Annotated in this window: 12 protein-coding genes; 10 read left to right on the top strand and 2 right to left on the bottom strand. The window is 62.0% G+C overall.

The genetic code is table 11. The features are described 5' to 3' along the window. Nucleotides 1-95 precede the first annotated feature (95 nt). From ASD83_RS10785 to ASD83_RS10770, 4 genes are read left to right on the top strand one after another with little or no spacing between them, the layout of a single operon-like run. Complete coding sequence (locus ASD83_RS10785) at nucleotides 96-1,268, top strand: sialidase family protein (RefSeq protein WP_056310737.1); 1,173 nt, start codon at nucleotides 96-98, stop codon at nucleotides 1,266-1,268. Beyond that, nucleotides 1,265-2,212 (top strand): 4-hydroxythreonine-4-phosphate dehydrogenase PdxA, encoded by a 948-nt coding sequence (gene pdxA / locus ASD83_RS10780; protein ID WP_056310735.1) that lies wholly within the window; start codon nucleotides 1,265-1,267, stop codon nucleotides 2,210-2,212. The genes ASD83_RS10785 and pdxA overlap by 4 nt, the downstream gene beginning before the upstream one ends. Beyond that, a complete protein-coding gene (locus ASD83_RS10775) occupies nucleotides 2,212-3,141 on the top strand; it encodes a dihydrodipicolinate synthase family protein (RefSeq protein WP_056310733.1) in 930 nt (309 codons plus the stop codon). The genes pdxA and ASD83_RS10775 overlap by 1 nt, the downstream gene beginning before the upstream one ends. Then, complete coding sequence (locus ASD83_RS10770) at nucleotides 3,134-4,270, top strand: iron-containing alcohol dehydrogenase (protein WP_056310732.1); 1,137 nt, start codon at nucleotides 3,134-3,136, stop codon at nucleotides 4,268-4,270. The genes ASD83_RS10775 and ASD83_RS10770 overlap by 8 nt, the downstream gene beginning before the upstream one ends. Nucleotides 4,271-4,272: 2 nt before the next feature. On the opposite strand, the gene ASD83_RS10765 is transcribed toward ASD83_RS10770, so the two are convergent. Further along, complete coding sequence (locus ASD83_RS10765) at nucleotides 4,273-4,911, bottom strand: hypothetical protein (RefSeq protein WP_056310730.1); 639 nt, start codon at nucleotides 4,909-4,911, stop codon at nucleotides 4,273-4,275. 57 nt (nucleotides 4,912-4,968) lie between these two features. After that, nucleotides 4,969-5,697, bottom strand: a complete 729-nt coding sequence (locus tag ASD83_RS10760; RefSeq protein ID WP_056312308.1) for a phosphatase PAP2 family protein — start codon at nucleotides 5,695-5,697, stop codon at nucleotides 4,969-4,971. A 75-nt stretch (nucleotides 5,698-5,772) separates the two neighbouring features. Here ASD83_RS10760 and ASD83_RS10755 point away from each other — a divergent pair, with 75 nt between their 5' ends. The 6 genes from ASD83_RS10755 (at nucleotide 5,773) to ASD83_RS10730 (ending at nucleotide 12,442) form a co-directional block, all read left to right on the top strand. Then, nucleotides 5,773-6,699: a diacylglycerol/lipid kinase family protein gene (locus ASD83_RS10755; protein ID WP_244489143.1), complete on the top strand. Its 927-nt coding sequence runs from the start codon at nucleotides 5,773-5,775 to the stop codon at nucleotides 6,697-6,699. Next, on the top strand, nucleotides 6,696-7,523 hold the full coding sequence (locus ASD83_RS10750; RefSeq protein ID WP_056310726.1) for a metallophosphoesterase family protein: 828 nt from the start codon (nucleotides 6,696-6,698) through the stop codon (nucleotides 7,521-7,523). The genes ASD83_RS10755 and ASD83_RS10750 overlap by 4 nt, the downstream gene beginning before the upstream one ends. Before the next feature lie 132 nt (nucleotides 7,524-7,655). Further along, a complete protein-coding gene (locus ASD83_RS10745; RefSeq protein WP_056310724.1) occupies nucleotides 7,656-9,089 on the top strand; it encodes a UbiD family decarboxylase in 1,434 nt (477 codons plus the stop codon). 2 nt (nucleotides 9,090-9,091) lie between these two features. Beyond that, nucleotides 9,092-9,673: a UbiX family flavin prenyltransferase gene (locus ASD83_RS10740; protein WP_056310722.1), complete on the top strand. Its 582-nt coding sequence runs from the start codon at nucleotides 9,092-9,094 to the stop codon at nucleotides 9,671-9,673. A gap of 91 nt (nucleotides 9,674-9,764) precedes the next feature. Then, nucleotides 9,765-11,381: an ABC transporter substrate-binding protein gene (locus ASD83_RS10735; RefSeq protein ID WP_056310720.1), complete on the top strand. Its 1,617-nt coding sequence runs from the start codon at nucleotides 9,765-9,767 to the stop codon at nucleotides 11,379-11,381. Nucleotides 11,382-11,509: 128 nt separating this feature from the next. Further along, nucleotides 11,510-12,442, top strand: a complete 933-nt coding sequence (locus tag ASD83_RS10730; protein WP_056310718.1) for an isocitrate lyase/PEP mutase family protein — start codon at nucleotides 11,510-11,512, stop codon at nucleotides 12,440-12,442. Nucleotides 12,443-12,517: the final 75 nt, after the last annotated feature.

Genomic DNA, 12,517 nt, shown 5'->3' with positions numbered 1-12,517 from the left:
ATTTGGTTTTCTGGTGTTGTGAAATTCACGAAACATGAACTTGACAACATGTGTGAAGGTGTGGAGTTTGGCGCAACCAAGCGAAGGGGAGAGCTATGTCGCCGGAGGAAATTGCGGCCCGTATGGACGGTCGTTTAGTGGCGGGTGCCGATGGGCGTTTGGAGGCATATCTGCCCTCGCCCATGGTGCAAAATCATGCCGCCTTCATCGAGCGCCTGGACGACGGCACGCTCGCCTGCCTCTGGTTCGGCGGCACGCTCGAAGGCAAGTCCGACATTTCCATCTATGGTACGACGCTGAAATTGGGCGCCGAGAGCTGGGCCCCGGCGGTGCGTCTCAGCCACGACCCCGATCGCTCCGAACAGAACCCGGTTCTCTGGCGCAATGGCGCCGGCCAGTGGCAGCTCTTCCACACGGCGCAGCCCTCGGGCAATCAGGACGAGTGCCTGCTGCGCGCCCGCAATATTTCCGTCCTCGATGGTGCATTGAGCGGCGCGGAGCCGCGCACGATAGACCTGCCGCTCGGGAGCTTCATTCGTGGCCGCTTCGTCAAGCGCAACGATGGTGCCTGGATGATGCCGGTGTTCCGCTGCATCTCCCGTCCCGGCCAGCGCTGGAACGGCAGCCACGACACCGCCGCTGTGGCGATCAGCACGGACGAAGGCCAGACCTGGGCCATGTCCGAAGTGCCCGGCTCGATCGGCTCGGTCCATATGACCATCGTACCGCTCGATGGCGAGCACATGGTCGCCTTCTATCGCCGCCGCCAGTCCGATTTCGTCCATCGCTCCGAAAGCCTCGATGGCGGCCAGACCTGGTCTGCCCCCGCGCCGACCGATGTGCCCAACAATAATTCGTCCATCAACGTCATTCGCCTCGCCGATGGGCGTCTCGCGATGCTCTGCAACCCCACCTCGGCCGTGACCTCCAGTGATCGCCGCGTCTCGCTTTATGACGAGATCGAAGAAGGCGACGATCGACCCGACGCCTCCGGCGGCTGTGCCCCGATCTGGGGCGTGCCACGCGCGCCGATGACGCTCTGCGTTTCGAGCGATGGCGGCAAAACCTGGCCGCTGCGCCGCATTGTCGACGACAGCCCCGGCACCTGCCTTTCCAACAATTCCGTCGACGGACGGAACAAGGAATTGTCCTATCCCTATCTGCTGGAAGGGGAGGACGGCGCATTGCACCTCGCCTACACCTATTTCCGGCGCGCCATCAAATATGTCCGTCTCCCCGCGGGATGGATCGACGGAGAACATTCGTGAGCGATATCATCGGCATTACCATGGGCGATCCGGCTGGCGTCGGCCCCGAGATTTCGGTCAAAGCCGTCGCGGAAATGTCCGCCGACGAACGCGCCCGCACCCGCATCTATGGCAATCGCGAAACCCTCGAAAAAGCCCGTGACGCGGTGGGTGCCACAGTCGATCTCGATGGCGTCGTCGTTGACCTGCCCATCGAAGGCGGTCCGCTCCCATGGGGCAAACTTGACCCGCGCGGTGGCGACGCGGCCTTCCGCTTCATCGAAAAAGCGGTGCGCGACGCCGAGGCCGGCACTATCGGCTGCATCGTCACCGCGCCGATCAACAAGGAAGCGCTGAACCTTGCCGGCCATCATTACGATGGCCATACCGGTATGCTGGCGCATTTGACGGGCCAGAAGACCGCCTGGATGCTCCTTGGCTCCGATCGCCTGAAAGTCATCCACGTCTCGACCCACGTGTCGCTAAAAACCGCCATCGATCGCGCCACGCCCGAACGCATACTCGCGACCATTCGCACCGGCAACGAGCACCTCAAGCGCATCGGCTACGAAAATCCGCGCATCGCCGTCGCCGGCATCAATCCGCACTGCGGCGAAAGCGGCCTCTTCGGCAATGAGGATGACCTGCAGGTTGTCCCGGCCGTCGCCATGGCCAAGGCAGAAGGCATCAATGTCGTCGGCCCGATCTCGGCCGATACGGTCTATCACCGCGCCTATACCGGCGCCTTCGATCTCGTCGTCGCCCAGTATCACGATCAGGGCCATATCCCGATCAAGCTCGTCGCCTTCGATACCGCCGTCAACGTCTCGCTCGGCCTGCCCATCGACCGCACCTCGGTCGATCACGGCACCGCTTTCGATATCGCCGGCACCGGCAAGGCCAACCACACCAATATGCAGTCTGCCATCGCCTATGCGCGGCGGCTCGTTTCGGGGAAGAAGTGATGAATCCCGCCAAGAACCTCCCCGTTTCCGGCGTCTTTTGCGCCTCCGCCACGCCAGTCCTCGAAGACGGCACACCGGACCACGCCGCCTTTGCCGCCCACTGCAAGGCGCTGATCGAAGAGGGCTGCGATGGCGTCGCGCTCCTCGGCACCACCGGCGAAGCCAACTCCTTCAGCATCGCTCAGCGCCGAGACCTGCTCGAAAAGGTCATCGCGGCAGGCCTTGATCCGCAGCGCCTCTTGCCCGGCACCTCGCAGACCAACGTTCCCGACAGCATTACGCTCGTAAAGCACGCGGTCGAAGCCGGCGTAAAAGCCTGCGTCGTCCTGCCGCCGTTTTATTACAAGGGCGTCAGCGACGAGGGCCTCTTCCGCTTTTACGCCGAATTGATCGAAGGCGTCGGCAGCAATGATCTGCGCGTCATTCTCTACCATATCCCGCCCATCGCCCAGATCGGCATCTCGCTCGAATTGACCGTGCGCCTCCGCGAAGCCTTTCCCGGCGTCATCGTCGGCGTGAAAGATTCCTCGGGCAAGATCGAGAGCATGGAGGCCTTCGCTGGGGCTTTCCAGGATTTCTCCGTCCTCGCCGGCGCCGACCCCTTCATGCTGCCGCTGCTGCGCGCCGGCGGGGCAGGATGTATCACCTCCAGCTCCAATCTGATCGGCAAACACCTGCGCGTGGTCTTCGACAACTGGTTCGACGGCGCCCAGAGTGCCAAGGTCGACGCCGCCCAGGCCCGCATCAATGCCTGGCGCGACCTCTCCAACGCCTATGTGCAGCTCCCCACTATCAAGGCCATGCTCGCCAAGCGCCGCAGCCATGCCGGCTGGACCCGCGTCCGTCCGCCGCTCGTCGAATTGACCCCGGCCGAACTCGATCTCGTCTGGGCAAAAATGGCGGCGCTCGAAGGAGAGGAACATGTCTGAACACGTTCTCTCCATGGCGCGGCCGATCACGCTGGTGCAACCGGCGCGGCTTGAGATCGGCGCCGGCGCCATTTCGCACCTCGCCGAATGGGCCGATGGTTTTAGTCGTATCTTCGTCGTCGCCATGGCGCCCACCGTCGGCTTCGCCTCGCGCATCGGTCTCAAGGGCGCTATCGAAACCTACATCGACATTCCGCCCGAGCCCGATCTGCCGGCCGTCGAAGCGGTGCTCGTTGCCGCCCGCGCCTTCAAGCCCGATCTCGTGATCGGCCTCGGTGGTGGCTCCGTCATGGACGTCGCCAAGCTCGTTGCCGTTCTCTGGGATGGCGAACAGTCCGTGCTTGATGTTGTCGGTGTCGGCAAGGTCCTCGGCCGCCGTACGGCGCTGGCCCAGGTTCCCACCACCTCAGGCACGGGCTCGGAGGCGGGCATTCGCTCCCTCGTCACCAATCCCGAAACCCTCGCAAAACTCGCGATCGAAAGCCGGCATATGCTGGCCGATATCGTGGTGCTTGACCCTGAACTGACCTATTCGGTGCCCTCGGCCGTGACCGCCGCCACCGGCGTCGACGCCTTGGCGCACTGCGTGGAATCCTTCACCAATATCAAGGCGCATCCGCTGATCGATGGCTATGCGACCCTCGGCATTGAGCTTGTCGGCCGCTATCTCGCCCGCGCCGTCGCCAATGGTTCCGATACCGAAGCCCGCGCCGGCATGATGCTCGCCTCCTATTATGGCGGCGTCTGCCTCGGCCCGGTGAATACCGCGGGCGGCCATGCGCTGGCCTATCCGCTGGGCACCCGCCTAAAACTCCCGCATGGTCTCGCCAATGCGATCGTCTTCCCCCATGTCCTGGCCTTCAACGCCAATGCGCGGCCGGAAAAGACGGCGGCCATTCTATCGGCCCTGGGCCTGCCGAGCCATTCCGACGAGCGCATCGTTCTTGCCAGCGCTTTGGCATGGTGCCGGGATCTCGGCATCGAAATGCAGCTGTCGCGCCATGGCGCCAATAAGGACGATTTGCCGCTCTGGGCCGAAGAGGCTTTCGCCATCAAGCGCCTGATCGACAACAATCCGCGCGCCCTGGGACCCTCGGAAATCCTGACGATCTACCAGAACGCTTTTTGAGCCTAGCGCAGCAAGCCTTCTCGCTCGAATTCTGCCCAGCCGGCCAGTTTCTTGCGCTCCTCGCCCTCCGTGTCGGCTGACTGCGGAGGCGGGGAACTCGCCGTGGCCTTCTGGGATCGGGCGAGCTTGGTTTTCCATGCCGCCTTCCGCCGGTTTTCCGCAGCGGTCAGGGCGTCTTCTTCCCGCCAGGTGTCGATCAGGTCTTTGTCGAGAATCTCCTCGACGCGGCGAGGGTCGAAGACGTGGAAGGTTATTTTCCGCGCGCGTCCACGCAGTTTGACCGTACGCGTACCGGCACTCGGCAGCCGCCCGTCCTTCAACCATCTGTGCCGCTCGGAGGTTTTGATGGTCAGGATGTCTTCAATTTCGCGCGGGATTACCGGCAGATCTTCGATGCTCTTCAGGGTTTTTTCGATGACGGCGGAGGCGCTTTTGAACGCAGCCTCCTCTCCCTCGGGCATCCGTAATGTCAGCGCGCTCGCCACGACGCTCAGCGACTTCTTTACCGCCGAAGGCAGTTTGGCCCGTATTTCCAGAAGGATGCCGTGGGCGCGAACCGACGAGCCCAGCGTTGCGGCGGGCGGCAGGGTCCACTCGGCAATGAACTTTGCGGGGACTTCAGGTTTCTTCTTGGGAGCCATGGCGCATAGATAGGCACTTCCGCGCCGGGCATCAATTCAACACGACGGGCCGAGCCCTTACGAAACACCATCCGGACGGATTTCGCCGCGCCTTTGCAGCAGCGTGGCGACGATGAAGCAGAGAAGCGCCCATGCGGCGCCGAGGCACCAGCCGGCGAGGATGTCGCTCGGGTAGTGCACCCCCATAAAGAGCCTGCTCAGCCCGACGAGCAAGGTGAGGACGACCGCCGCGCCAATGGCAAAGACCTGCAATGGCCTTGTGGGCGCCAGACGCGCCAGCAGCGCTCCGAGGGTAAGAAAGGTCACGGCCGAGAGCATGGCATGGCCGCTCGGAAAGCTGGCGGTGAATTGCTGAGACATGGCGGTGAGGTCCGGGCGGGGGCGGTCATAGGTCATCTTGAGCACAGTGCTGAGGATCGTGCCCCCCATGACCGAGATGACGACCAGCAGCGCCTCGCGCCGCATACGCGCCAAAAGGAGATAGCTGCAAACGGCAACGACGATGAGCCCAAGAACGGCAAAGCTGCCGAGGGCGGTGATGTCCCGGACCATTTCATGCAGCCAGTTGGGGCCGATCACCTGATCTACATTGGCCGGGTCGCGAAACAGCATCAGGATGGAATTGTCGAACGCTTCCATCTCGCCTTCGACCATTTCGTCGGCAATGCGCAGAAAAGCGAGGACCAGCCCGCTGATCAGCGCGATGGACGCTAACAGCTTGGATTCGCTGGTGACGAAGCCATAGACCTGGCGATAGTGGGGGGAGTTCTGAAGCTTATCGAACATGGATTTCCGTGTTTCCTCGCAACGCATGTGCCCCGTGCACGTTCCCCAGCGGAATACTCCCTCGGGGCGGTACCTGTGAGCAACCAATCATATTATGTGATCCTCAATGCCAATGCGGGCACAGCCAATGCTACCGGCATATCGGAGGATACGCTGCGCGACCTGTTCGTGGCCAACGATCTGACCGCGACCATAGATGCAAGGACGGACTGCGATCTGTCGACGCGGCTGAGCGACGCCATGGCGAGCGAGGCGTCGATCATTGTGGCGGCGGGAGGTGATGGAACGATCACGGCGGTGGCCGAGGCGCTGGTGGGGACCAACAAGTCCCTCGCCATTCTGCCGCTCGGCACCGTCAATGCTCTGGCCAAAGACCTTCATGTGCCGCTCGATCTCCCCAAGGCCGTGGCTAACCTCGTCACCGGGCATGAGCATCGCATTGATGTAGGCGAAGTAAATGGCCGCATTTTTCTGCACAAGGTGGTCATTGGCGTTATTCCCGGGGTCGCTGCAGGACGTGAACGCATTCGCGGTCGCCGGGATGCATCGGCCAAGATCGGATTGCTGCGTTATTTTTTCCGGCGGCTGGCGCGTGCCAAGCGGCTCGCAGTGGTTATCGAAACGGCCGAAGGCGCCCGTCGCATCGAGCGCGTGCAGGCGCTGGCGGTTGCAAGCAATGCCTATGACGAGGGGCTAGGTCAGTTCTTTTCCCGGCAATGCCTTGATGGCGGCACGCTGACGCTCTACTCGTTGAAGCATCTCAACGTGCGGGATTTTCTCCGGCTCACCGCTGGAATGATCCTGGGCAACTGGCAGAATGATGAAGCCCTCTCGATGGAAAGCATCACCGGCGTCACCATCGATACCCGCCATGCCCTGATCAAGGTGATGCTCGACGGAGAGGTGGAAACATTGAACACACCGCTGGAATTCGCCATTCGTCCGCAGGCCCTTTCCGTTATCGTTCCGGCTGAAATCACCGCTTCGGTGGAGGTCGCGTGAAACTTCTCCATATTTCCGACCTGCATTTCGGCCATCACGACCCCGCTCTGGCCGAGGGTTTTGCCGACGACATCAATGCACAGAACCCCGACCTGATCGTTGCCAGTGGCGATTTTACCCAGATCGGCACCAAGGACGAGTTCGAAGAAGCCCGCGAATTTCTCGACAAGCTCAAGGCGCCGATTTTTGCCGTGCCGGGAAATCACGATGTGCCGGCGGTCAATATCTTCAGGCGCTTCCTCAACCCCTATGGGCTCTATCGGCGCTATATCGCCAAGGACCTCGAGCCGGTGGTCGAGATGGGCGGGGTGGCGCTGGTCGGTATGCGTACCTCGCGTCGCGCGCGGCTCGAATGGAATTGGGGCCACGGCACAATTTCGCGCGGCCAGCTGGGAGATTTGGCGGAGCGCTTTGCCTCAGTATCGCCTGATGCGGTCCGCGTCATCGTTGCCCACCATCCGCTGCTCTTTCCCACCGAGCCGATGATCCAGAAAACCAAGCGGGTGAAGCGTGCCGATGATGCGTTGGAAGTGTTTGCCAATCTCGGCGTCAGACTGGTTCTGTCAGGCCATTTCCACCTCTCCTACGTGCGCAAGCACGAGACGAAATCGGCCGCGCGCCAGGGCGAGCCGATGGGTTTGAGCAAGTCCGTGGTGGCGCCCATCCTCGTGGTTCAGGCCTCCTCCGCAATTTCGACACGCCTCAGGGGCGAGCCGAACGCCTATAACCTGATCGACATTTCCGCCGACATGATCACCGTCACCGTGCGCGAATGGCGCGACGGAAACTGGCACACCCGCGACCGCGCAACGGAGCCGGTCTAGGTCGGCAGGCCGCGATTCTCCTGGCGGTCACTTAAACAAACGCGATACCAGTCTTAAACGGTAGCTGGCTACACATCCCGCGTCGTACCGAGCATGCTCACCAAATAATCAATCGAGCACCGGGTACTATCGATGTCGGCCAGCCAGTCTTCAGCCTTGTACAACTCGAAGATCGGCCTGGCTGCTGGCGCTGATGTGGCGGTGGGCCGCCAGGATCAATCCTGCAGGACGATGCTCGCGCAACTGGCCGAGCAAGGCGAGCTTCTGATCGTCGATGAGGAAATCGATCCGGTCTTTGATCTTTCGGCTCTGCTCTCGCTGACCCATGACACGATGGCCGTGCGCGCCAATCGCATCAAGGGCTCGGACATGCCTGCTTTCGGCAATCTTCTGTCCGACCGCAAGCGCATCGGCATGGCGCTCGGCGTCGAGCCGGCGACCATTCAGGATACGCTGCTTGCTTCGGTGAAAAGGCCCGTGCCGCCGGTCGTGGTTGAAAATGCCCTGGTGCAGCAACTCGATTTCGCCGATGGCGTCCTCGCCCGCTTGCCGGTGCCGACCTTCTTTGCCAAGGAAACCGGCCCCTATATCAGCGCCGGCATGATGGTGGCGGTCGATCCGGAAACGGGTCTGGGCAATGCATCCTATGCGCGCCTCAAGATCCTGAGCCCGACCGAGGCGCTGATCGGCATCGCGCCGAACCATCACCTAGCGATCATGGCGCGCAAGGCCGCGACCATGGGCAAGCCGCTGCCCTTTGCCGTGGTTCTCGGCGCACATCCGGCCATCCAGCTAGCGGCCTGCCTCTACCTTGGGCTCGGTGACGACGAGATGCATTGCGCCGGCGCGCTGCTGGGCGAACCGGTGCGCGTCACCAAGTGCCTCAGCAATGATATTCTGGTGCCGGCCGATGCCGAGATCGTCCTCGAAGGCTTTATTCATGCGGATAAGCCGATCGAGGAGGGCTATGTCTCGGAATATCACGGCATGTACGAGGACTATGGCGTGGGCGTGCTGGCGACGTTCCACCGCATGACCCGGCGTTCCGACGCCATGTTCCAGGTGATCGAGCCGGGCTATCACGCCGAACATATCTATCTCGGTGCGATTCCGATCGCCGCCAGCCTCAAGGCGCAGCTTGCCCGTTCTATCCTCAATGTCGGCGAAGTGGCCGTGACCGCCTCGGGTTCCGGCCGCAACAATGTTGTGGTGCAGATCCACAACCCGCGCCCCGGTCAGGCCCGCCGCGCCATGGCCATTTGCTGGGGTGCCGTGAGCATCATCAAGAACATCACGATCGTCGATAGCGACGTCGATCCCTGGGATACCGAAGCGGTCGAACTGGCCAAGTCCACCCGCATGCGCGCCGAACGCGACGTGCTTGTTGTTACCGATCTGCCGGCCGACCGCTCCGAGCCGCAGGAAGCCGGCGGCATGGTCGCCAAGATCGGCTACGACGCCACCATTCGTCCTGCGGACCGCAAGGAAGGCTTTGATAAGGCGCTGCCCCCCGAAAAGTCCTACGAACGCATGCGCGGCGTCCTCGCGCGCGCCAGGGGGCGCTGAGCATGGGTAAGCGCCGCATGATCGTCGCGATTACCGGAGCCTCCGGTGCCTGCTACGGCGTGCGGGCGCTCGAAATGCTGCGCGACATCGAGGACGTGGAAACCCACCTCATCATGTCGTCAGCCGGCATTCGCACCGCGATTGAGGAAGGCGCTGCCACTTCGGCTGACGATATTCGCGCGCTCGCCGACGTCGTTTATCCGCATAAGGATATCGGGGCGGCGGTGGCTTCGGGCTCATTCAAGTGCGAAGGCATGCTGGTCGCGCCCTGTTCGATAAAGACGCTAAGCGCCGTCGCCCATTGCTATACCGACGACCTGATTTCGCGGGCCGCCGATGTCTGTCTCAAGGAGCGGCGCAAGCTGGTGCTGATGGTGCGGGAAACCCCGCTCCATGCCGGTCACATCGCCTTGATGGACACGGCAACGCGCAGCGGGGCGATTATCGTGCCGCCCGTGCCCAGCTTCTATACACGTCCGAAGACACTCGACGATCTGGTCAGCCAGACGGTTGGTCGCGCTCTGGACCTGTTCGATTTCGACCACCCCAGTGTGCGCCGATGGAAAGAAGGAGGTCTGAGCTAGTCAGGGGACGTGCCTGCTGGTTGCCTCAGCCAGCACAGAAGCAGGGAACAGGCTCTTTGAGGGAACAAAGAGCCAATAAACGGAGAAACAAATGACCTTTACGCAGTTTACCCGCAAGTCGAGCGCCGTCCGTATGGGCCGGGCCGCCGCCATTGCGCTCTTGCTCGGTAGCTCGGTGCTGATCGGCATGACCACCACCGCTTTCGCTCAGGCTGACGAACAGGCCGTCAGCGGTGGCGAGATGACCATCATTGCCGGCTCTGATATCAAGAGCTGGGACCCGGCCATCACCTCGGGCACTTTCCCCGGCGGCCCGATGGACCAGCTCGACGCGGTCTATGGCTTCCTCGTCTACGTCGACCTTGAAGGCAAAGTGCAGGGCGGCATGGCCGAAAGCCTCACCAGCGACGACGCGACCGTCTGGACGCTCAAACTCCGTCCCGACGTGAAGTTCACCGACGGCAATCCGTATGACGCCGAAGCTGTGGTCTATAACTGGAAGCGCGCTGCCAATCCGGACACGCTCGCACCGGCACAACCCTTCGTGTCCTCCTGGATCGACGGCGTGAAGATTATCGACCCGCTGACCATCGAGATCACGCTGCCGACACCGAACCGCAACTTCGGTTCGACGCTGGCCCAGTCCTCGCCCTTCGTTGCCTCGCCCGCGGCTCTGGAAGCTGCCGGTACCGACAAGGCGGCCATCAAGCCGGTTGGCGCTGGTGCCTTCCTCTTCGAAAGCTGGGACCAGGGCATCTCGCTGTCGTTCAAGCGCAACCCGGACTATTGGGATCAGCCGCGCCCCTATCTCGACACGCTGAAGTTCGCGATCATTCCTGAAACCAACAGCCGTATCTCGACTGTGGTACAGGGCGGCGCGCAGATGATGGCCGGCTATCCCTACCAGTTCGGCGCCAATGCCGAAGCACCCAGCGTGACGACGCACGAAATCCCGATCCCGGGTCTTTATCGTGCCTATTTCAACCAGGTTGCCGGCACGTTTACCGATCACCGTGCTCGCGAAGCCTTCTATCATGCCGTCGATCCGGCGCGCCTGATGCAGGCCTATACGCAGCTCGAAGGCTATGTCACGCCGACCAACTATTTTACTCAGGCATCGCCATATTACGATCCGGCCGATGTCCTGCCGACTTACGATCCGGCCAAAGCTCAGGAGCTTTTCGACGCGCTGGCCGCAGACGGCAAGCCGTTCAAGATCAAGCTCGTCAGCTACTCCAACTCCGATCTCAAGCGCCTGACGTCCTATCTGCAGCAGGTGCTCACCGCCTACGAAAACGTCGAGGTCGAGGTTGAGCTGGTCGACCAGGCCATGCTTAAGCCGCAGTGTCAGACACAGGTCAATTTCGACCTGTGTATCGATGGCGGCGTGCTGGTGGCGAACGGCGCTGAGCCGATCATTTCCAACATGCTCAAGACCGGCGGCGTCGATAACTGGGGTCAGTACTCGAGCGAGGCCATGGATGGTTTCCTCAATGCGGCCAACGCCACGATGGACCAGACCGAAGTGAAGGCGGCTTATGCCAATGTGCAGAAGGTCGTGGCGGAAGATCTGCCGCTCTACATCTTCGGCTCGGAAACCCGCTTCCTGCTGCTGCGCGACAATACCGGCGGCATCGTGCCGTCCAACGGCGGCATTCTGCAAAAGCAGTATCTCTATGTCTGTGAAGACGCCTGCGCTGCGGAATAAGACGTAGACCACCAAGCTCCGCCGGTCCCTCGGGCGGAGTGGGCGGTGCCGCATCGCCCTGCGGCACCGCCGATTTCCTGGACACGGCCAATGCCGTGTCCGCCTCATGATACCCAAAGGGTAACCCGATGTTTGACAAACGCCCCAGAAAGACCTTCCGCCAGCTCTTCGGTGAAAAGCAGGTCTTCACTCCCTGCGTATGGGACTGCTACTCCGCCAAGGCCGCTGAAATGGCCGGTTTCGAGGCCATTCTCCTGAGTGGCGCCTCGCTTGGCTTCAGCATGTCGGGCGTACCGGACATGGGGCTGCACAATCAGGAAGAGCTGGTGTGGGCCACCGACCGCATTTCTGACTATTCGCCGCTGCCCCTGATCATTGACGCCGACGATTGTTTTGGCGATGTGGCGCAGGCCTATCGCACCTGCCGCCGCCTCGCCAAGGCGGGTGCTGCCGCGATCCTTCTCGAAGACACGCCCAATGAGCGCGGTTATGCCCGCTTCGGCCGCGCCATGGAAAAAGCGACGCTGGAAGGCAAGCTCGATGGCAATATCGACCATCCGGTCGTCTCGCAGGAACTCTGGCTCGCCAAGATCAAGGCGGCGCTCGATGCCTGCGCCGATACCGATTGCGTCGTGATCGCCCGTACCGAGTCCAAGCTCGAAAAGGGCCTCGACGACGCCATCGAGCGTTGCGTCAAGGCCGAGGAACTCGGTGCCGAAATGACCTATGTTCATGGCCTTCGCACGCTCGAAGAATGCCAGAAGGTCAACAAGGCACTGCCCGGCTGGAAGATGTTCGGCGACATCGCCGTCGTCAACGGCAAGCCGTTTGTCGAACTCGAAGACATCGGCGCGCTCGGCTTCAACCTCGTCACCATGCACTACCTCGAAAAGGGTTCGATGTACGGCATGATGGATTTCGGTAAGCGCGTGTTCGGCGAGATGAGCACCCGTTACTCCGACGATCACGACATGGGTGGCTATTCCAGGGAAGAACAGCGGAACCTACTCGAACGCGACATCGGCTGGATGGACGCGGAAGAGGAGTGGAAGCGCATCTGACCCGCGCTTTCGCCATCACGCAACCGCGGCGGTGGGCGCAAACTCACCGCCAGAACAGGAAAGGGAAATGACGTG

Source organism: Devosia sp. Root685, from assembly GCF_001427875.1.
Taxonomy (GTDB): Bacteria; Pseudomonadota; Alphaproteobacteria; order Rhizobiales; family Devosiaceae; genus Devosia.
The sequence above is the reverse complement of the archived record's forward strand: the minus strand, read 5'-3'. Positions and strand labels throughout refer to the sequence as shown.

Bases quoted from the DNA above. Each gene is read 5' to 3' on its own strand.
- ASD83_RS10785 (WP_056310737.1), top strand. From the start codon at position 96: ATGTCGCCGGAGGAAATTGCGGCCCGTATGGACGGTCGTTTAGTGGCG.
- ASD83_RS10775 (WP_056310733.1), top strand. From the start codon at position 2,212: ATGAATCCCGCCAAGAACCTCCCCGTTTCCGGCGTCTTTTGCGCCTCC.
- ASD83_RS10770 (WP_056310732.1), top strand. From the start codon at position 3,134: ATGTCTGAACACGTTCTCTCCATGGCGCGGCCGATCACGCTGGTGCAA.
- ASD83_RS10765 (WP_056310730.1), bottom strand. From the start codon at position 4,911: ATGGCTCCCAAGAAGAAACCTGAAGTCCCCGCAAAGTTCATTGCCGAG.
- ASD83_RS10760 (WP_056312308.1), bottom strand. From the start codon at position 5,697: ATGTTCGATAAGCTTCAGAACTCCCCCCACTATCGCCAGGTCTATGGC.
- ASD83_RS10745 (WP_056310724.1), top strand. From the start codon at position 7,656: ATGTCGGCCAGCCAGTCTTCAGCCTTGTACAACTCGAAGATCGGCCTG.
- ASD83_RS10740 (WP_056310722.1), top strand. From the start codon at position 9,092: ATGGGTAAGCGCCGCATGATCGTCGCGATTACCGGAGCCTCCGGTGCC.
- ASD83_RS10735 (WP_056310720.1), top strand. From the start codon at position 9,765: ATGACCTTTACGCAGTTTACCCGCAAGTCGAGCGCCGTCCGTATGGGC.
- ASD83_RS10730 (WP_056310718.1), top strand. From the start codon at position 11,510: ATGTTTGACAAACGCCCCAGAAAGACCTTCCGCCAGCTCTTCGGTGAA.